The organism is Streptomyces sp. NPDC060002 (assembly GCF_042737245.1).
GTDB lineage: Bacteria > Actinomycetota > Actinomycetes > Streptomycetales > Streptomycetaceae > Streptomyces.
The window spans coordinates 51,137-74,015 of sequence record NZ_JBHWUW010000029.1 but is presented as its reverse complement, the minus strand read 5'-3'; the positions used below and the strand labels follow the sequence as shown (position 1 = coordinate 74,015).

The following is a 22,879-nucleotide window of genomic DNA, read 5'->3' as shown; positions in this document are numbered from 1 at the left end:
CCTCCCGGCCCTGGCCGGGGTCTCCCGGACCCTGGCCGGAAGACGGACCCCGGTCGGAAGATCTGGAGGAAGAACCGAAGAGGTTCCCCCGCCTCCGGCATGTTCCCGCCAAGCCGTATGGTTTCCGCCATGGCAGTCCCCAACGTCATCCCGATCGCCTACGGGCCGAAGCACCGCACCGAGTCCATCGGGCGGTACGCGGACGGCCAGTTCCTCGCGTCGGTCACCTACGCCTTCCCCGAAGGGTTCCGTCTCGACGACGGCTGGGAAGAGCACAAACGCCTTTACACCGTGCTGCACACCTTCGACGCGGACGGCCACTACCGCGACTCGGACATCTGGTGTGCCGGCACCTGGGGCGAGCAGCAGCGCGACCCGCACGGCGACGACTCGGTCCTCAACCGGGCCCGCGTCCGCCTGGCCACCCTCCTGCGCAGCCTGCCCCGCCGCTCCTACACGGACATCGCCGTCCGCCCCTTCCGGCTCACTTTCGAGGGCGTGCTGTTCGGCCTGGTGATCCGTGAGGACAAGGACGAGGACGGCAACCCCGAGACCTGGGCGGAGCTCTACCCGGACCGTCTGGGCTTCACCGAGCCGTGGGACGGCACGTACGACACGTGACCACCCCGACCCGAACCGTTCACGTGGTTCCGTGAGCCTTTCCCCCGCTCAGGACCCCGACCCAGATCGTGGTCGCCGACTCGTCGGCTGATCGCCTGTCGATCGCTCCGAACGCCCGGCGAAGCCGGCCGATGATGCCTCGCGCGAAGGCACGAGCTGTTACACGCACCCCCCTCAGAAGCCCCCGGTGGGATCCGACGACGTGCTGTCCTCCCAGCCGGACGCCCTGCTCGATCTGTAAGGCATGCACCGCGGGACCTCGCCTCGCGCGGGGCGAAGGCAGTTACGGGATCAGCTTCCCGATGCGTACGTCACGAAGTGCGTCCAGGCATCGGGCCTGAGCGCGAGCCGGGGGCCGCCGGTGTTCTTGGAGTCGCGGACGTGGACTGCGCCGGGGGTGACGGCAAGCTCGACGCAGGAGTTGCCGTCCGTGCCGCTGCTGTAGCTGCTTTTGAACCAGTCCAGTTCAGAGGCGTCCTCGGTGGAGGCCTTGCGGATCATGTCTCTCCCAGCAGTTGTTCGATGAAGGCGAGCGACTCTCTCGGCGGGAGAGCCTGCGCCCGGATGGTGCCATACCGCAGTTCAAGGATGCGCAGGTCCCTGGCCTCAGCAGTCGGTCGGCCGTTGAACGCACCATCACTGCGCCCCACGGCCGTACCGTCCGGAAACTTCAGCAACTCGATCTTGCCGTCCACACCGGGGTGGGCATCAGTGTTCGTCGGCATCACCTGAAGCGTGACGTGGTTCAACCGCCCCACCCCCAGCAAACGTTCGAGCTGACGCTTCCACGCCATTGTGCCTCCCACCGGTCGGCGCAGCGGTGTCTCTTCCAGGACGAAATGGAGGGAGGGCGCCGGGTCGCGCTCGAACACGGTCTGTCGAGCCAGACGGGCAGCGACCATGCGCTCCACGTCGTCCGAGGAGTACGGCGGCTGGGCCGCCTCGATCAAGGCGCGGGCGTGTTCCGGTGTCTGCAACAGCCCATGGATGCTGTTGCACTCGTAGATACCGATCTCAACCGCCTGGGCCTCCAATTTCCCCAGCTCCCGGACTCTCTTCGGATACCGAACCTTCTTCACGTCCTCCCAAGCCGCCGCGACAAGCCCGTCCGCGCCCAGCACCTCGTCGGCCTTGTCCAGGTACTCCTGCCGAGGGATCCGCTTCCCGCCCTCGATCTTGTAGACCAGGTCCTCGCCGTACCCCACCGCCTCCCCGAACTCGGCGGCCCGCATCCCCACCGCCTCGCGCCGCAGCTTCAACTGCCGCCCCACGGTGGTGATGACGGCCACTCCCCACTCGTCGTCCGGGTCCACCTCCCACCCCGGCTCGTCCGCCTCGGTCCTGAGTCGTCGTACCTCGCCGTCCACCGACATGCCACGCCCTCCGTCGTCCCGCCGTGCCGCATCGCCCGTACCCGTAAGGCCCGCTCCGACAGCCCGGACAACAGTGGACAAGACCCGGACAGTCACCCTACGCATCGGCGTCGTCACTGTTCACGGTAAGCGCGCGCCGCCACGCTCAGTGACGTGAACCAGGAAATCTCCACCCAACTCCACCCCCCAACCCGTCACTTCAGCGTCCTGCTGTCCCCCACACCACGCGGCGTCCGCCTCGCCCGCCTCCTCGCCACGGAATGGCTGCGCACCTGGGACCTGCCGCCCCACGCCACCGAGGCCGCAGAACACCTCGTCGCCGAGCTCGCGGCGAACGCCGCCACCCACGGCCGCCTCCCCGGACGCGACTTCCGCCTCGCACTCCTGGCGCGCGGCGAGACCCTCCGCATCGAGGTGACGGACACACGCGGTGACGACCTCCCGCACCGCCGACCACCAATCCCCGACGCCGAGTCCGGACGTGGCCTCCTCCTCGTCGAGGCCTTCGCCGACCGCTGGGGCGTCGAACTCGGCCCCGTCCCCCGCAAGACCGTTTGGGCCGAACTCGACCTCTCACCGGAGTTCAGAACCGTGTGCTCCGGTGGCTCGGGCGCTCTCCTCCAAGAAACACGAGAGGGAAAGAAACCCCACCAAGCCCCACCCCTCCCGCCCACGGCACACGCTCACTCGCGCGAGTGAACATCACCAACTCAGCTGGATTCGGCACCGGTTGCCTGCTCTACGCTCAGCGCGACACAGCACAACCCCCGGACATACGACGGCCCTCGCAGGGACTGGCATCCCGTTGCGAGGGCCTGACCACCAAGGAAGTCAGACCCTTCCCGATGGACACCCAAAACCCTAGCCTGCCCCCACACGCCCAGTCCCGTATCAGCGGGAAAAACCACCCTCCCCGTCGCGCCTCCACGGCAGCGCACTCCGGCGGAGTCGTCCACGACAACACCCGCCACACCACCCGCTTCACCGTGATCGGCAACCACCTCGCCCAGCACCCCGACCTCTCGGGGCTCGCCATCGGGCTGGCCGTGCACATCCAGTCCCTCCCCGCCGGCGCCCGCGTCGACATCAAGACCCTCGCCGCCCGCTTCCCCGAGGGCACGACCCGTATCGCCGCAGCCCTGCGCGAACTGGAGACCCACGGCTACCTGCGCCGCCCCCGCGAGCGCACCGAGAGCGGCCGCATCGTCACCCGCACCGTCTCCTGCAACCAGCCCGGCCGCCGTGACACCCCGGCCGACACCTCGAACAGGCCCACCCGACGTCCTGCCCAGGACAAGCCGCCGCCTCGCCGCAAGCTCCTTCCCGCCGTGCCCCAGCCCTCGTACACCTCCCCCACCCTCCTCCAGGCGGCCATCGACCTCCTCGCCGGCCTCCGCCGCGCGGACCCCCGCCTCCTCCTCTCCGCCACCGACGCCGAGCACCTCGCCCCCGGTGTCGCCGCCTGGCTGGAGCGCGACCTCACCCCCACCGCCGTACGCCACGCCCTGACCAGCGACCTGCCGGCCGAGCCCCTGTACCGCCCGGCCGCCCTCCTGGCCCACCGCCTGACCGCCCAGCTCCCACCACTGCCGCCTTACCGGGCCCCCGAGCAGCCCCCGCCCGTCAGGCATCCCCTCCACAACTGCGACACCTGCGACCGCGCCTTCCGCGGCCCGGAACCGGGATCCTGCCGAGCGTGCGCATCAGTGGGCGGAATCGCCGAAATCCCCGGCACCGCCGGAGCCGCACCGGCAAGATGACCCGCACTGCCCCGCCCTCACCGCTATGAGGACGTTCTCCCGCACCCGACAGGACCTCACGTGCTGCCCTCCTTCGCCGCGAACGGATTCCTTCCGCTGGGCCGGTACTCCATCTCCTTCGACGAGGCGGAGGCGGTACTGGTCAGCGCGCCGGAGTTCCGGGATTCCGCCACGCGTCAGCGGCTGTGGGCCGGACTGCACGGCTATCTGGATCGCTTCTTCGCGCTGGAGGACATGTACCAGGACATCCTGGACGGGCTCACCCTCGTTCACCGGCTGTGGCTCGGCGGCAGCTTCGTCAGCACGAAGCCCGACCCCGGAAACATCGACGTGACCCTCCTGATCGACACGCGGGCCGAGCACGCGGTGCGTGGCAAACCCGGCTCGAAGTGGCTGACCAAGGCCTTCCAGTGCCGGGACAATATGAAGGAGGAGTTCGGCATCTCTCCGGTCAGAGTCGGTTATCGGCCCGTCAGCCACGTCTTCCGGTCCGGTCTCATGACACCGGAGGAACGGACATACTTCATGGAACGGGGTGTGTGGGACGACTGGTGGCAGCGCTGTCGACTGCCTGACCAGGCGGACGGATCGCCGTCCGAGCAGAGCGCCGCTGCGGCGCGCGGATACCTGGAGGTGCGACTGTGACGACCGGCGACAGCTGGCGCGAGCGCAGGCGCTCGATTCTGGGGGCCGAGGGGGCAGCCGAGATCGCGGCGTCCCTCCTCGAAGAGATGGGCACCGAGGACCGGGACGACGAGGAGATCGAGGCCGAGCACCGTGCGAGTCGCCTCGCGGCGGTGCGCGAGTACGATCCGGAGGCCCGTCTCGACGAAGTGCTCCAGCTCCGCCTCACCGGCCCGGACACCGAAGCCGGCGCCCTGCGCTTCCAATGGGGTGACGCCCTCCTCCATCCTGTGGAGGCGGCGGTCTCCATGGCCGCGGGCACGCCCGTCGAACTGGAGCTCACCGGTATCTCGGCGGGCAGCACGGTGGTGCACGCACGGCCGGTCGCTCCCGTGCTCTCACCTGAGGCGCACGCATTGGACACGCCCGCTACCTCTGCGGCGAGTACTGGCATGAGCACACTCACCAAGCTGTTGTCGGCGCTGGAAGCCGAGAGCGACATCCGCGAGTGGGCTCGGCTCTTCGACGCGGTGGAGGCACTGTCCCGTGCCTTGGGCAAGTACCGCCTCGACCTGGGTGTGACCTGGTACGACGCAGAGGGCGGCGCTCGTCGGGCGCAGCTGACCGAAAGAGGCAGGCGCTACGTGGAACTGCTCCGGGAGACCAGGGACCGCGATCAGGAGATGGTGATCTCCGGCCGCATCACGGAACTGCGCGAAAGCGGCTGGGTGAAGGTCAAGACAGGCACGGCCAAGAACGCGTACGCCTACGACGTCCGTTTCGAGGAGCCCGAGGAACTGCTGCGCATGCGTCCGGGTCTCGGGGACAACGTCCATTTCCGAGTTCGCTTCCGACAGCGGCTGGACTCCGTGGGTATCGCCCGGTCCACTGAGTACACCTACCTGGGACCGGCCGCCGAACAGATCTCGCTTCCCCTCGAATCCTGAGCGAGTCGTGGGCGAGTCCGCCGTGCTGCTCCGCCACCGCCGGGCCCTCGCACTCGCCCCCGCAATGCCGTTCGGGCCGAAGCAGGACTCTCACCGAACTTCAGAGGCCTGGCATCCGGGTCCGGCTCCGCCGGCGTCCCTGCTCCTCGACCGCCCCGGCCGGATATTCTGGCCGGGGCACCCCCTGGAGGACACGATGAGCATTCAGGCCGATCACGGACACGAGCTGATCCCGCGTCCCGAGCAGACTCCCGATGCCCTGCGTGCCGCCCTGGCCGTCGTCGCCCCGGGGCGTCTGGGAGAGATGCAGAGCACGAAGGACGAAGCCTTCGCGAAGGCGGTCGAGTGGCAGTCGCTCAGTCCCGTACGGAGCTGGGTCCTCGCCTGGGCCAGGGACATCGAGATCGCCCGCCGCCCCGATCTGTCCGTCCGCCACGCTCGTGCGAAGAGCAACCTGGAGCACGAGGATCCCGTCGTCGCTCGGGACGCCCTGCGGGAACTGGGCGACGTCCTGGACGAAGCCATGAAAACAGTGCGCGAGTGAGCTGGAAGTGGGAGTACGCCTTCGGCGCGGAGGAAGCTTCCCGCACCGCTCCCGCAGATTTCCTGACCGGTGTCGAAAGAATGGCGGACGAGCTGGTCAGGGCTGCCGAGGCTCTCCACGTCCATGGCGTGGCCCATGCCGGGTCGACCCGAAGGGCGGAGATGTCATCGTTCCCGGCGGCATGTTCACGTACCAGGTCGTCGTGCGCAGCGAACGGGTCTGCGTCGTGCAGATCACCTGTCTCGGCTTCTGAGATGCGGCGGCTGCCTGGAACACGGAGGCCACGTCCGCGGCCGGTTCAGTGCGGCCTGACCATCCTCCGGTCGCTGTTCCACAAGCACACTGCGCACCCGTGAAACGCGTCCTCTCGCAGCGGCGAACCGTAGCCCACAAGGTCATGCGCCTTGCGTGAGGCGCCTCCTGGGCGCATGCGAGGCAGGCGAACGCGAGGGCCGGGGGCTCGTGGTCACCCGGCCCTCGCGAGTCCGGGGTGCTACTTCAGAACGCCCGCGCCCGTCGTCGTCGCCAGCGACGTCGGCAGGTTCTTCGCCGAGGTCTCGAGGCCCGAGGTGAGGGTCGGGGTCCAGTTGACCGTGGTCTTCAGGTCCTTCGACGAGGCGGCGTTGTACGCGGCGACGACGTCGGTGACCGTGCCGTTGACGAGGTTGCCGGAGCCCTTGACGGAGCCGGTTCCGTCGCCGCTGAGGAGCTTGGCGACCTTTCCGCCGGCCGGGACCTTCCAGTAGTTGTTCTCGGCGACGACCTGGGCCTTGGCGCGGGAGTTGATGCTGTACTGCGTCGCGTAGCCGTTGAGGGCCGTGACGTCGTAGTAGTTGTTGTAGATGTGCACCTGGCCGACCCGGGCCAGCGGGGCGCGCTGGACGATGCCCTTCCAGATGTTGTGGTGGATGGAGACGCGCAGCTTGCCCGAGGGCTCGCTGTCGCTGCTGCCGATCAGCATCGTCTTGTCGTGGTTGGTGAACTGGTTGCGCGAGACGGTCACCAGGTCCGAGCTCTTGGTGATGTCCAGGGCGCCGTCGTGGATCTGGTACTCGCGGCCGTAGTACTTGGGGTTGGCGCTGTCGAGGTGGGGCGCGTCGGTGAACGTGTTGTGGTCGGCCCACACGTGGGTCGCGCCGCGCAGGGTGACGGAGTCGTAGGCGGAGTTCCAGTTGCCCTCGTCGCCGTCGGTCGGGTCCCACTGCGGGAAGCAGTCCTCGGTGGCGGCGAAGTTCAGGTTGCGGACGACGACGTTGTCCACGCTCTGGATCTGGAGCATGCCGCCGGAGATCCCGGCGTTGCTGCCCGGCACACCGACGACGCTGGTGTTGGCCGGCACCCTGAAGACGATGTTCTTCGCCTGCTTGGTCTGGGCGGCGGCGCGGGCCTTCTCCTGGGTGCCGGAGGGCAGCTTCGAGGTGCCGTAGGAGGAGGGGTCGTACGCCTTGAGGTAGGCGGAGAGCGAGTAGCCGGTGCCCGACGCGTAGTCGGCGCAGGTCAGCTTCTTGCCCGCGTCGTCGGTGTTGGCGTCGATCGTGCCCTTGATCTTGATGATCCGGGGGGTGGTGTCGGAGGCGGAGCCCAGCGCCTTCACCAGCTGGGCGCGGGTGGAGACGGTGAAGGTGTGCGCGGCGTCGGCCTTGGTGCCACCGGTGGTGCCTGTGCCGGAGGAGGCCCAGCCGTCCTTGGCGGCGAGCGTCTGGTGGTACAGGTCGACGGTCCCGGCGTTCGCGTTCATCACGACGACACCGGCGCCGACAGCCGCGGCCACGGCGGCGGCGGAGACGACGAGGGCGCGGCGCGAGCGGAGGGACCGGCGGTGGGAGGGAGCTGCCACGGGGGATCCTTACGGGGAGGAGCGGACTTACGTCCTGTCAGTGGTCGCCGCCCCGTGAAGAGTTGCCGCGTGCAGAGGATTTTTTCCGCCGCCTCCTCCGCGACTCGATCAAACGCCTTCACGATTGCCCCACCCAAGGGGCGTCGCCCGCCCCCGTTCATCCGCGGTCTCCGCCCGGACCACCACCCGGACCACCACCACCGCCGCCGCCGAAGCCGCCGCCCTCCGGCGCCTCGCCGGCCGTCGCCGTGGCGATCCGCTGCGCCGTGCCGAGGGCGCCCGCCTCCACCGCGAGGCCGCCCGTGCCGTCGCCGCCGGACGACGTGCCGCCTGAGTAGATCCGGTACTCCTGTCCGGACTTGATCGCGGACGACGAGTAGACGACGTTCTGGATCTGCTTGGACGTGACGTATGTGGCCACGACCTTGCCGGCGGCGTCGACGACGTGCAGGGTCGTGCCCGCCGGGACGGAGGAGTCGAGGGTCGCCGACAGCCAGCCCTGCGCGGAGTCCTCGTCGGGGGCGACGACCATGCCCGAGCTGCCCGAGGCGAGCAGGGTGCCGGCGCCGATCGTGAAGGTCCCGTTGACGTCGAGGGCGCCGTTGCCGCCCCGCTGGGGGCCGTTGACGACGACGGTGCCGCCGGTGATCTCGGCGGTGCCGTTGGAGTCGAGGCCGTCGCCCTCGGAGTCGACGAGCAGGGTGCCGCCGGAGACGGTCAGCTTGTACGCGCCGACGTTCTCGCCGCCGCCCCCGCCGCCCGGGCCGCCGCCGCCCTGCTGTGAACTACCGCTGTTCCCGGACGCGTTGATGCCGTCGTCACTGGAGACGAGGGAGACCGAGCCGCCCCTGACGGCGATGTCGAAGCCTTCCAGTCCCTCGACCGCGGACGTCACCTTCAGGGTCCCCTTGTCCACGACGAGGTCGCCCTCCGCGTGCACTCCGTCGTCGCCGCTCGCGACCGACACCGTGGCCCCGGCGAAGTGGACGGCGCCGTCGCTGTGCACGGCGTCGTCGGAGGCGTCGACCGCGATCGTCCCGCCCGCCAGCACGCTGATGACGCCGGCCTTCAGCCCCTTGGCGGAGGCGTCCTCGGCCGGCCGGTTCCCGCTGCCGCCCCCGCTGCCGACGGTCAGGCGACCACCCGTGACGACCAGGTCGGTGGCCGCGTCGACCCCGTCCCCCTCGGCGGTGACGTCGACCGTCCCGCCCGCGACCGACACGTATCCGGCGTCCGCGTCCTCCTCGTTGTCGGCCTTGAGGCCGTCGCCACCGGCCGTGACGGTGAGCTCGCCGTCCCGCACGACCAGGTAGTCCTTGCCACGGACCCCGTCGTCGGCGGCCTGCACGGTCACCGTCGCCGCGGCGATGACCAGGCCGTCCTTGCTCGCGATGCCGTCGTCGCCGTTGCCGCGCACGGTGAGCGAGCCGGTGCCCGCGACCGTCAGGTCACCGGCGCTGAACAGGGCCGCGTTCACCTCGGCGTCGGCGGCGTAGGAGCCGGCGTCGGAGAGGGTGTTGGCGCTGCCGTCGGCGAGGACGACGACGAGTCCGCCGGCCGCGGTGGCGGCGATCGCGGCACCCGTGGAGCTGGAGATCCGCACCCCGTCGAGGACCAGCTTCACGGTCGCGTCGGGCGCGTCGACGACGATCCGCCCGTCGGAGAGGGTGCCGCTGAGCCGGTACGTACCGCCCTTGGTGACGGTCACCGTGGATCCGTCGGCCTCGGCGCCCGCACCGTCGACGGAGGCCGCGTCCCCGTCGAGCGTGATGCGCACGGCGGCGGAGACGTCCTCGCCGGTGTCGGCGTCGTGGGCCTGCCGGTCGGCCGCGAGGACGGCGGCGGCGGTCTGGGTGCCGTCGACGTCGGCACCGGCCGAGGCCGAACCCGACGCCCCGGAACCGCTGTCGGCCGCGTCGGAGGTGCCCTCCGAGGAGCACCCGGCCAGCGCGGCGGAGACGAGGGCCGCGGAGACGAGGGCCGCCGCCGCCCTGTGCCGCAGCGGTCGTACCGTTCCTCTGCTCATGCGGGGCTCCCGTCGAGTGCGGTGGGGAAGTCGAGTGCGGTGGGGACATGGCGGCGCAGGACCGGCAGCCAGCGGTGGGCGGGGAGTTCGGGGCGCAGCGCGGCGAGCCCGGTGCCGTACTTGGACACCGTGCAGGGCCGGTGGCCGAGCGACCACAGCAGCCGGTCGGCGCCGCAACCGGCCCGCCCCGCCTTCGTCTCGACGACGGCCCGGCCGGGGACGGCCAGCGCCCGGCTCGCGTCGGGCAGGCTCCAGACCAGGCCGGTGTCGATGGTCAGCCGGCTGCCGTCGTCGGGCAGGAGCAGGGTCGTGCGCCGGTACGTCGTCGTCAGCGTGGGCAGGAAGCGGAAGCCCCGGGAGTCGATGCCCGCGCCGGCGAGAACCGTGTCGGCGTAGGCGCGGGAACCCGCGTCCAGCCGGGGACCGGGCGCGGCGAACGACCCCTCGTAGGGGACGCGGTGCTTGACGGTCGTGCCGCGCGGCCCGCGTGTCTTGACCTCCAGGAAGTCGAGCCCGGAGTCCAGGTAGCTGCGGATCCGCACCTTGAACCGGCGCCGGCGGCCGCGGGCCGCGCCCAGGTAGGCGTCGAGGCGCGGGGTGTCGAAGTACAGCGACCGGTATCCGAAGTCCCGTGCCCCGTCGATCTCCAGGACCTCCGCTCCGGTGTCGAGCCCGCCGAGCACGAACGGCAGGTCGGCGAGCGGCAGGACGTACTTGCGGTCGACGCGGGTCAACAGCTCGGCGCGGGCGACGAGTTCGTCGAGTGCGACGGGCCGCAGGAAGCCGACGGCCGCGCCGAGGGAGTCGAGCGCGGTCACGCCCGGACCTCCGGCCGCCGTACGGGATCGGGGATCTGCTCAGCGGCTGTCGTCCTGCCCGGCACGACGTACCGGACCTCGACCTGGGTGATGTCGTTGACGAGGTCGATGCTCTTGACGGAGAGGTTGACCACCCGCCCGCCGAGCAGTTCCTCGAGGTGTGCGCGCAGGGCGTCCTCGTCGGTGTACGCGGAGTCGAGGCGCAGTCCGCGGGTGCGGTGCCGGGCGAAGAGGCGGGGGTGGTCGGCGACGTACAGCGTGCCGACGATCAGCGCCGTGAGGGAGACCGGCAGCACCGACGTCTCCTCGGGGATGCCGTTGAGCAGGCCGATGGCGAGCGCCGAGAAGTAGTAGGCGATCTCGTGCTGAGCGATCTCGTACGAACGGAGCCGGATGATCGACAGCACCCCGAACAGGCCCATCCCCAGCCCGATCCCCACCGAGGAGGAGGCCAACGTCATCGCCACCGCGAGTACGCCGACGTTGATCCCGAGGAACGCCGTGATGAGGTCCCGGCGGTGATGGCGGGGGAAGTAGACGGCGAAGGCCAGCACGGAGATGGCGACGAGGTCCGTGGCCACGAGGACCGGTTGGGTGCTCATGACATGACGATCGGGCACCTCACTGTGAGGCCCCTTGGTGATTCCTTAAGCGACTTTGAGAAGTACGGAGCGGACACGGAGAAAGGACGGGGGAAGTACGGGGCGATTCATGGAATTCGACGGGCCGTCACTTCGGGTCGGCCGTTGCAGTCCGATCACTTGCCGGCGATGCCGTACACCACCCTCGCCACCGGCGGCCGGCACCACCACGACGTCCTCACCTCACCCCGGGGAACCCGGCGGGGTGGCAGACGCCCGGGGCGTACGATCCGGGGCGCCGCACACACACGGATCGTCACCGCACCTGGTACGACTACTCGGTGGACCTTCTCGAACCCCACCTCCGGCTCCTCGCCGAGGTCTTCGACGTGGCTGCCGTCGGCGCCCCCTGGGCCCTGGCCGGCGGCTACGCGCTCCAGGCGCACGAGCTGCTCCAACGCCCGCACGCGAATCTGGACTTGGCGACGGAGAGCGCGGAGGCGATGCCCGGTCTCGCCGAGGCGCTGGGCGCGGCGCTTGCCTCCGGGGGCCTCCACGAGGTGATGCTCCAGGACTCGGACCCGCTGTCGGCGCACCTGTCCGTGCTGGACCGCACCACGGACACGGTCCTCCGGTTGGCCCTGCACAAGGAGACCTTCTGGAGCCCGCCCGTCCCGACCCCGTACGGTCCGGCGCTCTCCCTCCCGGACGCGGTGGGCACGAAGGTCCGGGCGCTCTACGACCGCGGACTGGCCGTCGACCTGATCGACGCGAGGGCGGCCTCGACCCGCTTCACCCACCCCGACCTGGAGGAACTGGCCCGCCGCCATGCCCGCGACGACTTCGACCTGCCCACCCTCCAGACCCGGCTGACGGGCACGGACCACTACCCGGACACGGCGTTCACGGCGTACGGCCTGACCGAGGACCAGCTCACGGACCTGCGTGCGTGGGCCCAGAGCTGGTCGACGGACATCGCGGAGCGGCTGCTGGAGGAGGGGGCGTCACCGGACGAGTGACCGCGACACCCCCGCCGCGTGGATCAGCTCGCGGCGGCCGACGCCTCGGCCGACGCGGTCTCGGACGCGCCCGGCTGGACGGCGTCGTCGGTGCCCTCGTGGGTGGCGTCGGGTTCGACGCCCATCGTGATCGAACCCACGACACCCTTGGCGATGTTCTTCTTGTTGTACTTCAGCTTGAGCAGACCGCCCTGGACGCCGCTCTGGTCGTAGATCGTGTCCTCGGTGAGGGTGGTGCGCTCGGTGGTGCTGGTGGAGTACGGCGCCACCTCGGCCGAGGCGAGCACGGACTCCTCGTCGAAGAAGAACTGGCCGGTGTGGCAGGTGTTGCCGCCCTCGTAACCGGCGTCGGTCCACTCGCCGTTGACGTGCACCTTGGTGTGGATGTGGACCGTACGGCCGCGGTACCAGCCCGGGAAGACCGTCTTGAAGGTGACGCGTCCCTGCCTGTCGGTCTTCCAGGTCCCCCGCAGATAGCGCTCGTCGTCGGTGGGCTCCTCGTGCGTGCCGCCACCACCGCCACCGGACGGCGGCTCGCCGGTCGGGGTGCCGGTCGGAACGTCGGTCGGCGTACCGGTCGGAGTGCCGGAGGGCGCGTCGGTGGGAGCGCCGCCGCCACCACCGGTGGAGAGGCTCTCGTAACCGGAGTAGATGCCGAGGGCGTCGCAGTGCCAGACGTCGACGGCGGCGTTCGCGATGGGCTTGCAGGTCTCGGAGTCGATCACCTTGAGGGCCAGGGTGAGCGGGATGCCCTCCTTGTCCTCGGTGATGTCCTGACGCAGCTTGTCCGCGTCGATGTAGTACGGGCCTTCGGTGGTCTCGGAGGTGAGCTTGTAGCAGGCCTCGCCGGCACTGGCGGAAGCGGCGGCCTTGGGCTTGTTCCCGCTCTTCTCCCCGGCGAAGGCACCGGCGGCGAGCGCGCCGCCCGCCCCGACGGCGACGGCCGCGCCCGCACCGGCGACGACCACCTTGCGTCGGGTCAGATCACGCTTGTGCCGGGGACCTTGCTGGTCGTGCTCGGTACCGGCTGTGTTTTCTGTGTTTCCTGCGTTTCCCGTCATGGCCGCGAAGCTAGGAGGCGAGGCTGTCAGAGGCGTGGGAACGACCTGTGGAATTCCAAGGGCAGGCAAAAAAACGCCGGGATACAGGTCTGTTTTCAGCCGTCCATGGTAAAGGGGTTGGTGAGGCTAACCTTACTCGGACTTCCACATCTGCCCCCCCCGTGCGAGCGGCGCGGCCTGACGCCGTCCAGCGCCACCCGACGCCATCCAGCACCACCTGGCGCCACCCGGCGCCCTCAGGCGCCATCGAGTGCCACCCAGCGCCATGAGGTGCCATTCGGTGCCATGCGGTGCCACGATGCGCCATTCGCCGCCACCGAAAGCGCATGAGCGCGCGTGGCACCACAGTCGACCATTTATGCGACAGCACATTTCCGCAGGTCAACACGGTCAAGTCGACCGGTAACCCAGAGATGTCACCTCACGGCTTGCAGATGGCGCCACAGTGGTGCCATGATGGCGTCATGGACCTCACCCCGTATGTCGACACCCTCCGCCGCGAACTCGCGGTGGCCGCCGAAGCCGGCGGTGACGAAGCCCGCCAGCTTGCGGAGAGGCTCACCGCGCCCCTGGAGTCGGCGACCCGGCTGACCATGCTCCATGTGCTCTCCGCCGCGACGGACGAGATCACCCGCGAACTCGCCCCCGGCTCCGTCGACGTACGGCTGCGCGGGCTCGACCCCCACTTCGTGGTGACCCTCCCGCCCAGCGACGGTCGCGCCCTCGCGGAGCCGGACGCGCCCGTCGAACCGCTCAAGGCCCCGGCCGAGGGCGACGAGGGCGGCACCGCCCGCGTCAACCTGCGCCTGCCGGCCCACCTCAAGGCCCGCGCCGAGGAGGCCGCGACCCGCGAGGGCCTGTCGGTCAACGCGTGGCTGGTACGCGCCGTGTCGGCCGCGGTCGACGGCGGCACCCGGCCTCCGCGTACGGCGGAGAAGACCCAGGCCCTCGGACAGAGCTTCACGGGCTGGGTGCGCTGACCGCGCTCCCGCCGGCCCCACTTCACCCACACCACTCCAACCGCACCGCTTCACCCACACCACGTCCCACCAGCGGGGACGCCCTGAAGAGCCAAGAGGACGGGACAGCCATGCCTTCTTTCGACACTCCCGAACCGATCTCGGTCACCGCGCGAGTGGACGCCGGTTCCCTCCAGTTCACCGCGGGCGACCGCCCCGACACCGTCGTCGAGGTGCGGCCCCGCGACCCGGAGAAGGATCTGGACACGCGGGCGGCCGCCCAGACCGAGGTCACCTACGCGAGCGGTGTACTGACCATCAGGACGCCCAAGCCCACACTGTTCGGCCTCGGCCGCACCGGCACCGTCGACGTGACGGTCGACCTCCCCACGGGCTCGCGTGTCGACACGACCGGCGCCTGGACCCAGGTGATCGGCGAGGGCCGGCTCGGCGAGGTCCACGTGAAGAACTCGGCCGGCGACGTCCGCCTCGACACCACGGGCCCATTGGAGCTGACCGCGTCGCACGGCACGATCACCGTGGACCGCGTCGAGGGCCCTGCCGAGATCACCGCCAGCTCCGGCAGCATGCGCGTCGGCTTCGTCGACGGCCCCGCCGTCCTGAAGAACTCGCACGGCAGCACGACCGTCGGCGCCGTGACCGGTGAACTGCGGGTGAGCGGCGCCAACGGCGACATCGACATCACTCGCGCCGAGGACTCGGTCACCGCCACCACCGCCCATGGCACCCTGCGGGTGGGTGAAGTGGTTCGCGGCACCGTCCAGTTGGAGACCTCGTACGGCGCCATCGACGTCGGCATCCGCGAGGGCACGGCCGCCTGGCTCGACGTCAGCTCCGACTCCGGCCAGGTGCGCAACACGCTCACCGCGTCCGGTTCCCCGGAGGAGACCGAGGACACCGTCAAGATCCGCGCCCGTACCCGTTACGGCAACATCCACGTCCGCCGCGCCAAGGCCTGAGCACCACCTCCTCGACCGGCCCCGTCCCTCACCCACTTCTGCCTTCGATCGGAGGGCCCCATGCCTTCATCTGTCATGCCCACGCCCAGCCAGGGCGACGTTCACCCGTCGCCGATCGCCGTCTCCACCATCGGTCTGCGCAAGTCGTACGGCGACAAGACCGTGCTCGACGGCATCGATCTGCGCATCCCGGCCGGTTCCGTGTTCGCGCTGCTCGGGCCGAACGGAGCCGGCAAGACCACCGCCGTGAAGATCCTCTCCACGCTCATCACCGCCGACGGCGGGCAGGCCCAGGTCGCGGGCCACGACCTCGCCACCGCACCGGACGGGGTACGTGCCGCGATCGGTGTGACCGGACAGTTCTCCGCCGTGGACGGCCTGATCACCGGCGAGGAGAACATGCTCCTCATGGCGGACCTGCACCACCTGTCCAAGGCGGAGGGGCGCCGGGTGGCCGCCGAACTGCTGGAGCGCTTCGACCTGGTCGAGGCCGCGAAGAAGCCCGCCGCCACCTACTCCGGCGGCATGAAGCGCCGCCTCGACATCGCCATGACGCTCGTCGGCAGCCCGCGGATCATCTTCCTCGACGAGCCGACCACCGGCCTCGACCCGCGCTCGCGCCACAACATGTGGCAGATCATCCGCGAGCTGGTCGCCGACGGCGTCACCGTCTTCCTCACCACCCAGTACCTGGACGAGGCCGACGAACTCGCCGACCGCATCGCCGTACTCAACGACGGAAAGATCGCCGCCGAGGGCAGCGCCGAGGAACTGAAACGGCTCGTCCCCGGCGGCCACGTCCGCCTCCGCTTCAGTGACCCCGCCGCCTACCGCTCCGCCGCCTCCGCACTGCACGAGGTCGCCCGGGACGACGAGGCACTCACCCTGCAGATCCCCAGCGACGGCAGCCAGCGCGAACTGCGCACCATCCTCGACCGGCTGGACACCGCCGACATCGAGGCCGACGAACTCACCGTGCACACCCCCGACCTCGACGACGTCTTCTTCGCCCTGACCGGCTCCACCACCCTCCCCACCCAGCCCACCCAGCCCACCCAGCCCAAGGAGAACGTCCGATGAGCGCCCTCTCCCTCGCCGTACGCGACTCCTCCACGATGCTCCGCCGGAATCTGCTGCACGCGCGGCGCTACCCGTCGATGACGCTGAACCTGCTGCTCACGCCGGTCATGCTGCTGCTGCTCTTCGTCTACGTCTTCGGCGGCGCGATGAGCGCCGGCATCGGGGGCGGCGGCGCGGACCGCTCCGAGTACATCGCGTATCTCGTCCCGGGCCTGCTGCTGATGACCATCGGCTCCACCACGATCGGCACCGCGGTCTCCGTCTCCATGGACATGACCGAGGGCATCATCGCCCGCTTCCGGACGATGGCGATCCACCGCGGTTCCGTGCTCTTCGGACACGTCGTCGGCGGCGTGATCCAGTGCGTGATGAGCGTGGCCCTCGTCGGTGTCGTCGCCGTGGCCATCGGCTTCCGGTCCACCGATGCCACGGTCCTCGAGTGGCTCGCCGCGTTCGGGCTGCTCACGCTGTTCGCGCTGGCGCTCACCTGGATCGCGGTCGGGATGGGGCTGTCCAGCCCGAACCCCGAGGCGGCCAGCAACAACGCCATGCCGCTGATCTTCCTGCCGCTGATCTCCAGCGCGTTCGTCCCGGTCGACGCCATGCCGGGCTGGTTCCAGCCGATCGCCGAGTACCAGCCGTTCACCCCGGCCATCGAGACCCTGCGCGGGCTGCTGCTCGGCAGCGAGATCGGCCACAACGGATGGCTCGCCGTCGCCTGGTGCCTGGGTCTCGCCGTACTCGGCTACTTCTGGTCCAAGTCGCTGTTCGACCGGGACCCGAAGTAGCGGGGAGAAGGACCGGTCGGCAGCCTTGCCGGCCATGGCACGTGGCTCGTCCCGCTCCGGGGCGGCGCACTCCGACACCTCGTCGGCGTACGCCGCCTCGCGGCCGTTCACGCGGCGGCACCGAGAGGACGGCGAGGAGGGCGCGGCGAGGGAGCGCGGCGAGACAGACGCAGCGCGGGCCCCCTAGCGAGACGTGACCGTGCAGGCCCCGCCGACTGCCGGGACGCGGGCGGCACGGGGGAGAGCGGGCACGCCGTCGGCCGAGGCCGGTTGCCCGAGTGCCGTACGGGCCGTCCGCAGATGCGCCAGCCCCTCCTTCGCCATCCGCGTGACCTCCTCGTACTCCCCCGCCGTGCGGGCCCCGGTCAGCCGGTCCCGCGCCGCGCGATGACACTCCGCCGCGCTGGTCAGCGCCCGGCCCGCCGTCTCGTCCGCACCCGCCCAGGAGCGCGCGTCCGGCGGGACGAGTCCGCCGCCCAGCCGGATCAGCCAGTGATTCGCCTCCACCTCCGCATCCAGGTCGGACAACCCGGAGGGGCCCGGTGGGCCGGACCGACCGAACCGACCGGGACGACGAGGCCGACCGGACCGACCGGGACGACCGGCCGGGCGTCGGGTGCGAGCCGCGCGACGCTGGGCCACCACCCCCGCCACCGCGCCGACGATCAGCAGCACCGACAGCGTGATCATGAATCCCGTGGATCCCATGGCTGGCTTCCTCCCTTGCCCCGTCGGCCCGTGCCGGCGTACCGCTATGAGACGACGCGCCGCTGTGCTGCCCCCTCGGGGTTCCTGTGCGCCTCCGGTGAGGCCTCCAGCAGCGGATCGGAGGCCGCGCGGGCGCCGCGGATGAACCTGGCCGCGACCACCGCCAGCAGCGATGCCGCCGACAGTGTGTACAGGCCGCCGTTCGTACTGCCGGTCGTGTCCTTGAGGTAGCCGAAGAGCGTGGGGGAGAAGAAGCCCCCCAGGTTTCCGAGGGAGTTGACGAGCGCCAGGCCCGGTGCCGCGATCCTCAGGTCGAGCCCCGACTGCGCCATCGGCCAGAACAGCGTGGCCGCGCACTTCGAGCCGACCCCGGCCAGCGTGATCGCCGCGAGGCCGAACCACGGGGAGCCCAGAGTGGCCAGATAGGTGCCCGTCGCCGACAGCACCAGGGTGATGGCCAGATACGGACGGCGGTCCGGGGCACGGTCGGTGAAGTGGCTCATCGAGTACATGGCGATCATGGAGCAGACCGCGGGGATCGCGGACAGCAGCCCGACCTGGAAGGACGACAGTCCGCCGATGTCCTCGATCAGGCTCGGCAGCCAGAAGGTGATCGCGTATCCGGTGAGCGTCATCGCGAAGAACGCGCCGGTCAGCAGCGCGACCTGCGGGTGGAAGAGCAGCTTGAACCGTGACGTGTGCGGAGCGCGGCTGCGGGCCTCCCGGTCCTCGGCCACCGCCGCGCCGAGCGCGTCCTTCTCCTCCCGCGTGAGCCAGCGCGCGTCCTCGATCCGGGAGACGAGGAAGAACCCGGCGACGATCCCGACCACGACCGAGAACACGCCCTCCAGGCCGAACATCAACCGCCAGCCGGCGACCCCGCCCGCGCCGTGCAGCTCGAGCAGCGCCCCGGTGACCGGGCCGGTCACGATGCCCGCGGCCGCCGAACCGCCGAGGAAGATCGCCGTCGCCCGGCCCCGGCTCGCGTCGGGCAGCCACTGGGTGATGTAGAGCATCGCGCCGGGGAAGAAGCCCGCCTCCGCGACGCCGAGCAGGAAGCGCAGCGAGTAGAAGGTCGTCACGTCGTGGATGAAGCACATCGCCACGATCACCAGACCCCAGGTGATCATGATGCGGGTCAGCCAGACCCGGGCGCCGAAGCGCTCCAGGAGCATGTTGCTGGGCACCTCGAACAGGGCGTACCCGATGAAGAACAGGCCTGCCCCGAGGCCGTAGGCGGTGGCGCTGATACCGACGTCGGCCTGGAGCTCGTCCTGGACGAAGCCCACGTTCGTCCGGTCGAGATTGTTGACCAGGAGCATCAGGACGAGGATCGGCATCATCCGGCGGAGGAACTTGCCCACCGCGCGGCTCTCGGCCCCGTTGCCGGCCCCCGCCGCTTCCTCTGCCCCGCTCTCGGGTTCTGACATCGTTGTCTCCCCATCGTGCCGTTCACATACCTGAACTGGTGTTATGTATGTGGGAACGATATGGAGGCAACCCCTCCGGGTCAATGGGTTGTTCAGACGACCACGTGTGTGAACGACCCATGAAGAGAGCCACGCCCCCCGACGCGCAGGTCGGGGGGCGTGGCTCGGACAAAACCGTCAGCTGTCGGAGACCGAAGGTGAAGCCGGCGCAGCGGCGGAATCAGAGGCCGAAGCCGACGCGCTCGGCTGCGGCGGTGAGCCCTGGCCGTCCTCCGTCGCCTCCGGGTCCACCCCGACCGTGATCGACCCGTGGACGCCCCTCGCGATGTCCCGCTTGTCGTAGCGCAGCTTCAGCAGACCGCCCTGGGTGCCGCTCTGGTCGTAGATCGTGTCCTCGGTGAGGGTCGTGCGCTCCGCGGCGTTGCTCGCATAGGGCTCCACCACCGCCGAGGCGAGCACGGACTCCTCGTCGAAGAAGAACTGGCCGGTGTGGCAGGTGTGCCCGCCCTCGTAACCGGCGTCCGTCCACTCGCCGTCCACATGCACCTTGACGTGGATATGGACACACCGGCCCCGGTACCAGCCCGGGAAGACCGTCCGGAAAGTCACCTGACCGTGCCGGTCCGTCCGCCAGGTGCCGCGCAGGTAGCGGCTGTCGTCCGTGGGCTCCTGGTGGCCGCCACCCGGGGGCGCCCCGGTGGGCGCACCCGTGGGGGGTTCGCCGGTCGGGGGCTCGCCGGTCGGGGCGGGCCCGCCGCCACCCCCGTTGCCCTGGTTCTCGTAGCCCGAGTACACCCCCGCCGCATCGCAGTGCCAGATGTCGACGGCCGCGTTCCGGATCGGCCTGCACGTCTCCGAGTCGATCACCTTCAGACCGAGGAGGAGCGGGATGCCCTCCCGGTCCTCCGTGACGTCCCGGCGGATCTTGTCGGCGTCGATGTAGTAGGGGCCCTCGACCGTCTCCGCGGTCAGGCGGTAGCAGACCTCCCCGTCGGTGCCGGTGCCGGTCCGAGCCGGTCTGCCGCGCCCGTCGGCGGCGCTCGCCGCGAAGGCGGTGCCGCCCAGGCCCGCCGCCGCGACGCCGCCCGCGGCCACGGCCACGACCTTCCGACGTGATAAGTCCTGTTCGCTGTGTGGTTTCTGAGATCCCGTCATGAGGCCGGGACGCTAGGGACGAAACCTGTCAGCAGCATAGGGAAGAGCTGTCAGTTGCCGGGGAAAACGAAAGTGGCCCGGAACCGACGTCGGTTCCGGGCCACTTTCGTTCGTACCGCCTGCTTCCGCCGACTCCCGTCGGCGCCTGCCGCTCGCCGCTACTTCGGCTGCGGCTTGCGCACCGACAGGTGCAGCTCCCTCAGCCGGGCCTCCTCCAGCTCCGTCGGCGCGCCCATCATCAGGTCCTGGGCGTTGCCGTTGAGGGGGAAGGAGATGGTCTCGCGGATGTTCGGCTCATCGGCCAGCAGCATCACGATGCGGTCGACACCCGGGGCGATGCCGCCGTGCGGCGGGGCGCCGAAGCGGAACGCGCGCAGCATGCCGGCGAACTTGTCCTCGACCGTCTCCCGGTCGTAGCCCGCGATCTCGAACGCCTTGAGCATGATCTCCGGCTCATGGTTCCGGATCGCGCCGGAGGACAGCTCGACGCCGTTGCAGACGATGTCGTACTGCCAGCCCAGGATGTCCAGCGGGTCCTGGGTCTCCAGGGCCTCCAGGCCGCCCTGCGGCATCGAGAACGGGTTGTGCGAGAAGTCGATCTTGCCGGTCTCCTCGTCCTTCTCGTACATCGGGAAGTCGACGATCCAGCAGAAGCGGAAGACGTTCTCCTCGAAGTGCCCGGCACGCTTGGCGGCCTCGACCCGCACCGCGCCCATGATCTTCGAGACCTCGTCGAACTCGCCCGCGCCGAAGAACACCGCGTGGCCGGCGGCCAGCGACAGGCGCTTGGTCAGCTCGGCGACGTTCTCCTCGGTCAGGAACTTGGCGATCGGGCCGGTCAGCGAGCCGTCTTCGGTCACGCGGACCCAGGCCAGGCCCTTCGCGCCCAGCGTCACAGCGAAGTCGCCGAGCTGGTCGAAGAACTTACGGGGCTGCGCGGAGACGTCCGGCACCGGCAGCGCGCGGACGTGCTTGCCCGCGAAGGCCTTGAACTCCGAGCCCTCGAAGATGTCGGTGATGTCGGTGAGTTCCAGCTGAGCCCGCAGGTCCGGCTTGTCGGAGCCGTACTTCAGCATCGACTCGCGGAACGGGATGCGCGGGAAGGGGGAGGTGACATGACGGCCGCCGCCGAACTCCTCGAACAGCTCCGTCATGAGCTTCTCGATCGGCTGGAAGACGTCCTCCTGCTCGACGAAGCTCATCTCGACGTCGAGCTGGTAGAACTCGCCCGGCGAACGGTCCGCGCGCGCGTCCTCGTCACGGAAGCAGGGCGCGATCTGGAAGTAGCGGTCGAAGCCCGAGATCATCAGCAGCTGCTTGAACTGCTGCGGGGCCTGCGGCAGGGCGTAGAACCGGCCCGCGTGCAGACGGGAGGGGACGACGAAGTCGCGGGCGCCCTCGGGGGAGGTCGCGGACAGGATCGGCGTCGCCATCTCGTTGAAGCCCAGCGCCGTCATCTTGTGCCGCATCGCCGAGATGACCGACGTGCGCAGCATGATGTTGCGGTGCATGCGCTCACGGCGCAGGTCCAGGAAGCGGTACTCCAGGCGCCGCTCCTCGTTGACCCCGTCCTCGGCGTTGATCGTGAAGGGGAGCGGCTGGGCCGCGCCGAGCAGCTCGACCTCGCCGACCTCGACCTCGATCTCGCCGGTCGACAGCTCCGTGTTGACGTTCTCCGCGCCGCGCGAGACGACCCGGCCGTCGATGCGGACCGTCGACTCCTTGGTCAGCTTGTCGAGGGCCTCGTACGCGGGCGTGCCCGGACGGGCGACGAGCTGCGTGATGCCGTAGTGGTCACGCAGATCGATGAAGAGGATGCCGCCCAGGTCGCGCCGATTGTGCAGCCAGCCGCTCAGCCGGACGTCGGTGCCGACGTCAGAGGCGCGGAGCTCGCCGCAGGTGTGGGACCTGTACCGATGCATCGTCGTTCATCCAGTCTTCGCGGATCGAGGGGCGTGTTTCACGTGAAACAACCCCCAGGGTACCGGGCGGTCACTGATCACCTCCCCTCTATACCGGTGCGGCGATCAGTGGCACTTCTCGATCGCATCTTCCTGAAGTGGGGCAATGCGCACTGGTGAGCCGTTGCCCGCCGTGGGGGAGGTCCTGGATTCCCTCGCGACCGGCCTGTGGCACTGGGACACCGCCACCGGGCTGGTCACGGTCGACGCCGAGGCAGCCTGGCTGCTCGGGCTGGCCCGGGGGGAGACGGTCCTCACCGAGGCCCAGACCCGGGCCCGCCTCCACCCCGTCGACTGGAACGAGATCACCGGGGTGGTCCAGCTCGCCGTCACCGAGGGCACCCTCGCCGAGGTACGTATCCGGATCATGGACAACCGGGGTCGGGTCGTCCGGGTGGTGCGCAGCCGCTCCAAGCCGTCCTTCGACCCGGTGAAGAAGGTCGTCCACACCCACACGGACGCGCTGCTCGTCGCCGAGGTCAACGGCACCCCCGGCGAACGCCGGCTCCGCATCGAGGTCACCGACGCCGGCGACGACCTCCCCCACAAGCGCCGCCCCGGTGAACTGGCCTCCTCGGGGCGCGGCCTGGTCCTCATCGAACTGCTC

22 protein-coding genes and 1 pseudogene are annotated in these 22,879 nt (G+C 70.1%); 12 read left to right on the top strand and 11 right to left on the bottom strand.

What is annotated here, in order from left to right:
- Positions 1–129: 129 nt before the first annotated feature.
- Entirely contained in the window at positions 130–621 is a 492-nt protein-coding gene (locus tag ACFWBD_RS24535) for a hypothetical protein (protein ID WP_385670505.1), read from the top strand.
- A 291-nt stretch (positions 622–912) separates the two neighbouring features.
- Here ACFWBD_RS24535 and ACFWBD_RS24530 read toward each other — a convergent pair whose 3' ends face one another.
- Entirely contained in the window at positions 913–1,122 is a 210-nt protein-coding gene (locus tag ACFWBD_RS24530; protein ID WP_385670502.1) for a DUF397 domain-containing protein, read from the bottom strand.
- Positions 1,119–1,994, bottom strand: coding sequence for a helix-turn-helix domain-containing protein (locus ACFWBD_RS24525; RefSeq protein WP_385670499.1), 876 nt, complete (start codon positions 1,992–1,994; stop codon positions 1,119–1,121). Before ACFWBD_RS24525 ends, ACFWBD_RS24530 begins: the two co-directional genes overlap by 4 nt.
- Before the next feature lie 153 nt (positions 1,995–2,147).
- Here ACFWBD_RS24525 and ACFWBD_RS24520 point away from each other — a divergent pair, with 153 nt between their 5' ends.
- From ACFWBD_RS24520 to ACFWBD_RS24500, 5 genes are all read left to right on the top strand, one after another.
- Entirely contained in the window at positions 2,148–2,693 is a 546-nt protein-coding gene (locus ACFWBD_RS24520) for an ATP-binding protein (protein WP_385670497.1), read from the top strand.
- A gap of 146 nt (positions 2,694–2,839) precedes the next feature.
- Positions 2,840–3,754: a helix-turn-helix domain-containing protein gene (locus ACFWBD_RS24515; RefSeq protein WP_385670494.1), complete on the top strand. Its 915-nt coding sequence runs from the start codon at positions 2,840–2,842 to the stop codon at positions 3,752–3,754.
- Positions 3,755–3,814: 60 nt separating this feature from the next.
- A complete protein-coding gene (locus tag ACFWBD_RS24510) occupies positions 3,815–4,399 on the top strand; it encodes a DUF6932 family protein (RefSeq protein ID WP_385670491.1) in 585 nt (194 codons plus the stop codon).
- Entirely contained in the window at positions 4,396–5,325 is a 930-nt protein-coding gene (locus ACFWBD_RS24505; RefSeq protein ID WP_385670487.1) for a hypothetical protein, read from the top strand. The genes ACFWBD_RS24510 and ACFWBD_RS24505 overlap by 4 nt, the downstream gene beginning before the upstream one ends.
- 196 nt (positions 5,326–5,521) lie before the next feature.
- Complete coding sequence (locus ACFWBD_RS24500) at positions 5,522–5,869, top strand: hypothetical protein (RefSeq protein WP_385670484.1); 348 nt, start codon at positions 5,522–5,524, stop codon at positions 5,867–5,869.
- Positions 5,870–6,362: 493 nt separating this feature from the next.
- On the opposite strand, the gene ACFWBD_RS24495 is transcribed toward ACFWBD_RS24500, so the two are convergent.
- From ACFWBD_RS24495 to ACFWBD_RS24480, 4 genes are all read right to left on the bottom strand, one after another.
- Positions 6,363–7,706: a polysaccharide lyase family 1 protein gene (locus ACFWBD_RS24495; protein ID WP_385670481.1), complete on the bottom strand. Its 1,344-nt coding sequence runs from the start codon at positions 7,704–7,706 to the stop codon at positions 6,363–6,365.
- Positions 7,707–7,863: 157 nt separating this feature from the next.
- A complete protein-coding gene (locus tag ACFWBD_RS24490; protein ID WP_385670478.1) occupies positions 7,864–9,732 on the bottom strand; it encodes a carbohydrate-binding domain-containing protein in 1,869 nt (622 codons plus the stop codon).
- Positions 9,729–10,550, bottom strand: coding sequence for a VTC domain-containing protein (locus ACFWBD_RS24485; RefSeq protein WP_385670475.1), 822 nt, complete (start codon positions 10,548–10,550; stop codon positions 9,729–9,731). The genes ACFWBD_RS24490 and ACFWBD_RS24485 overlap by 4 nt, the downstream gene beginning before the upstream one ends.
- Positions 10,547–11,152 (bottom strand): DUF4956 domain-containing protein, encoded by a 606-nt coding sequence (locus ACFWBD_RS24480; protein WP_385670472.1) that lies wholly within the window; start codon positions 11,150–11,152, stop codon positions 10,547–10,549. Before ACFWBD_RS24480 ends, ACFWBD_RS24485 begins: the two co-directional genes overlap by 4 nt.
- Before the next feature lie 320 nt (positions 11,153–11,472).
- On the opposite strand from ACFWBD_RS24480, the gene ACFWBD_RS24475 reads away from it, so the two are divergent.
- The gene (locus tag ACFWBD_RS24475; protein ID WP_385670469.1) at positions 11,473–12,150 is read left to right on the top strand and encodes a hypothetical protein; all 678 of its coding nucleotides are present in this window, start codon (positions 11,473–11,475) and stop codon (positions 12,148–12,150) included.
- A gap of 23 nt (positions 12,151–12,173) precedes the next feature.
- Here the strand turns inward: ACFWBD_RS24475 and ACFWBD_RS24470 are convergent, their stop codons facing one another.
- Positions 12,174–13,211: an intradiol ring-cleavage dioxygenase gene (locus ACFWBD_RS24470; protein ID WP_385670466.1), complete on the bottom strand. Its 1,038-nt coding sequence runs from the start codon at positions 13,209–13,211 to the stop codon at positions 12,174–12,176.
- Positions 13,212–13,675: 464 nt separating this feature from the next.
- On the opposite strand from ACFWBD_RS24470, the gene ACFWBD_RS24465 reads away from it, so the two are divergent.
- The 4 genes from ACFWBD_RS24465 to ACFWBD_RS24450 all read left to right on the top strand — a co-directional run bounded on the left by ACFWBD_RS24465 (position 13,676) and on the right by ACFWBD_RS24450 (position 17,018).
- Positions 13,676–14,191, top strand: coding sequence for a toxin-antitoxin system HicB family antitoxin (locus ACFWBD_RS24465; RefSeq protein ID WP_385670463.1), 516 nt, complete (start codon positions 13,676–13,678; stop codon positions 14,189–14,191).
- 110 nt (positions 14,192–14,301) lie between these two features.
- The gene (locus ACFWBD_RS24460) at positions 14,302–15,150 is read left to right on the top strand and encodes a DUF4097 domain-containing protein (RefSeq protein ID WP_385670460.1); all 849 of its coding nucleotides are present in this window, start codon (positions 14,302–14,304) and stop codon (positions 15,148–15,150) included.
- A gap of 60 nt (positions 15,151–15,210) precedes the next feature.
- The gene (locus tag ACFWBD_RS24455; protein ID WP_385670457.1) at positions 15,211–16,230 is read left to right on the top strand and encodes an ATP-binding cassette domain-containing protein; all 1,020 of its coding nucleotides are present in this window, start codon (positions 15,211–15,213) and stop codon (positions 16,228–16,230) included.
- On the top strand, positions 16,227–17,018 hold the full coding sequence (locus ACFWBD_RS24450; RefSeq protein WP_385670454.1) for an ABC transporter permease: 792 nt from the start codon (positions 16,227–16,229) through the stop codon (positions 17,016–17,018). The genes ACFWBD_RS24455 and ACFWBD_RS24450 overlap by 4 nt, the downstream gene beginning before the upstream one ends.
- Before the next feature lie 183 nt (positions 17,019–17,201).
- On the opposite strand, the gene ACFWBD_RS24445 is transcribed toward ACFWBD_RS24450, so the two are convergent.
- The 4 genes from ACFWBD_RS24445 to aspS all read right to left on the bottom strand — a co-directional run bounded on the left by ACFWBD_RS24445 (position 17,202) and on the right by aspS (position 22,233).
- Positions 17,202–17,525 (bottom strand): hypothetical protein, encoded by a 324-nt coding sequence (locus ACFWBD_RS24445; protein ID WP_385670451.1) that lies wholly within the window; start codon positions 17,523–17,525, stop codon positions 17,202–17,204.
- Positions 17,526–17,770: 245 nt separating this feature from the next.
- Positions 17,771–19,156: an MFS transporter gene (locus ACFWBD_RS24440; RefSeq protein ID WP_385670448.1), complete on the bottom strand. Its 1,386-nt coding sequence runs from the start codon at positions 19,154–19,156 to the stop codon at positions 17,771–17,773.
- 177 nt (positions 19,157–19,333) lie between these two features.
- Entirely contained in the window at positions 19,334–20,311 is a 978-nt protein-coding gene (locus tag ACFWBD_RS24435) for an intradiol ring-cleavage dioxygenase (protein WP_385670445.1), read from the bottom strand.
- 158 nt (positions 20,312–20,469) lie between these two features.
- Positions 20,470–22,233, bottom strand: a complete 1,764-nt coding sequence (aspS, locus tag ACFWBD_RS24430) for an aspartate--tRNA ligase (RefSeq protein WP_385670442.1) — start codon at positions 22,231–22,233, stop codon at positions 20,470–20,472.
- Between the two features lie 145 nt (positions 22,234–22,378).
- On the opposite strand from aspS, the pseudogene ACFWBD_RS24425 reads away from it, so the two are divergent.
- Positions 22,379–22,861 (top strand): annotated as a pseudogene (locus ACFWBD_RS24425) (phosphatase); the annotation flags it as partial.
- Between the last annotated feature and the right edge of the window lie 18 nt (positions 22,862–22,879).

What these genes read in the sequence shown, in the direction of transcription:
- ACFWBD_RS24480 (WP_385670472.1), bottom strand. Translation starts at nt 11,152, where the DNA reads ATGAGCACCCAACCGGTCCTCGTGGCCACGGACCTCGTCGCCATCTCC.
- ACFWBD_RS24435 (WP_385670445.1), bottom strand. Translation starts at nt 20,311, where the DNA reads ATGACGGGATCTCAGAAACCACACAGCGAACAGGACTTATCACGTCGG.
- ACFWBD_RS24440 (WP_385670448.1), bottom strand. Translation starts at nt 19,156, where the DNA reads ATGTCAGAACCCGAGAGCGGGGCAGAGGAAGCGGCGGGGGCCGGCAAC.
- ACFWBD_RS24460 (WP_385670460.1), top strand. Translation starts at nt 14,302, where the DNA reads ATGCCTTCTTTCGACACTCCCGAACCGATCTCGGTCACCGCGCGAGTG.
- ACFWBD_RS24525 (WP_385670499.1), bottom strand. Translation starts at nt 1,994, where the DNA reads ATGTCGGTGGACGGCGAGGTACGACGACTCAGGACCGAGGCGGACGAG.
- ACFWBD_RS24490 (WP_385670478.1), bottom strand. Translation starts at nt 9,732, where the DNA reads ATGAGCAGAGGAACGGTACGACCGCTGCGGCACAGGGCGGCGGCGGCC.
- ACFWBD_RS24515 (WP_385670494.1), top strand. Translation starts at nt 2,840, where the DNA reads ATGGACACCCAAAACCCTAGCCTGCCCCCACACGCCCAGTCCCGTATC.
- ACFWBD_RS24500 (WP_385670484.1), top strand. Translation starts at nt 5,522, where the DNA reads ATGAGCATTCAGGCCGATCACGGACACGAGCTGATCCCGCGTCCCGAG.
- ACFWBD_RS24535 (WP_385670505.1), top strand. Translation starts at nt 130, where the DNA reads ATGGCAGTCCCCAACGTCATCCCGATCGCCTACGGGCCGAAGCACCGC.
- ACFWBD_RS24530 (WP_385670502.1), bottom strand. Translation starts at nt 1,122, where the DNA reads ATGATCCGCAAGGCCTCCACCGAGGACGCCTCTGAACTGGACTGGTTC.
- ACFWBD_RS24455 (WP_385670457.1), top strand. Translation starts at nt 15,211, where the DNA reads ATGCCTTCATCTGTCATGCCCACGCCCAGCCAGGGCGACGTTCACCCG.
- ACFWBD_RS24470 (WP_385670466.1), bottom strand. Translation starts at nt 13,211, where the DNA reads ATGACGGGAAACGCAGGAAACACAGAAAACACAGCCGGTACCGAGCAC.
- ACFWBD_RS24465 (WP_385670463.1), top strand. Translation starts at nt 13,676, where the DNA reads ATGGACCTCACCCCGTATGTCGACACCCTCCGCCGCGAACTCGCGGTG.
- aspS (WP_385670442.1), bottom strand. Translation starts at nt 22,233, where the DNA reads ATGCATCGGTACAGGTCCCACACCTGCGGCGAGCTCCGCGCCTCTGAC.
- ACFWBD_RS24450 (WP_385670454.1), top strand. Translation starts at nt 16,227, where the DNA reads ATGAGCGCCCTCTCCCTCGCCGTACGCGACTCCTCCACGATGCTCCGC.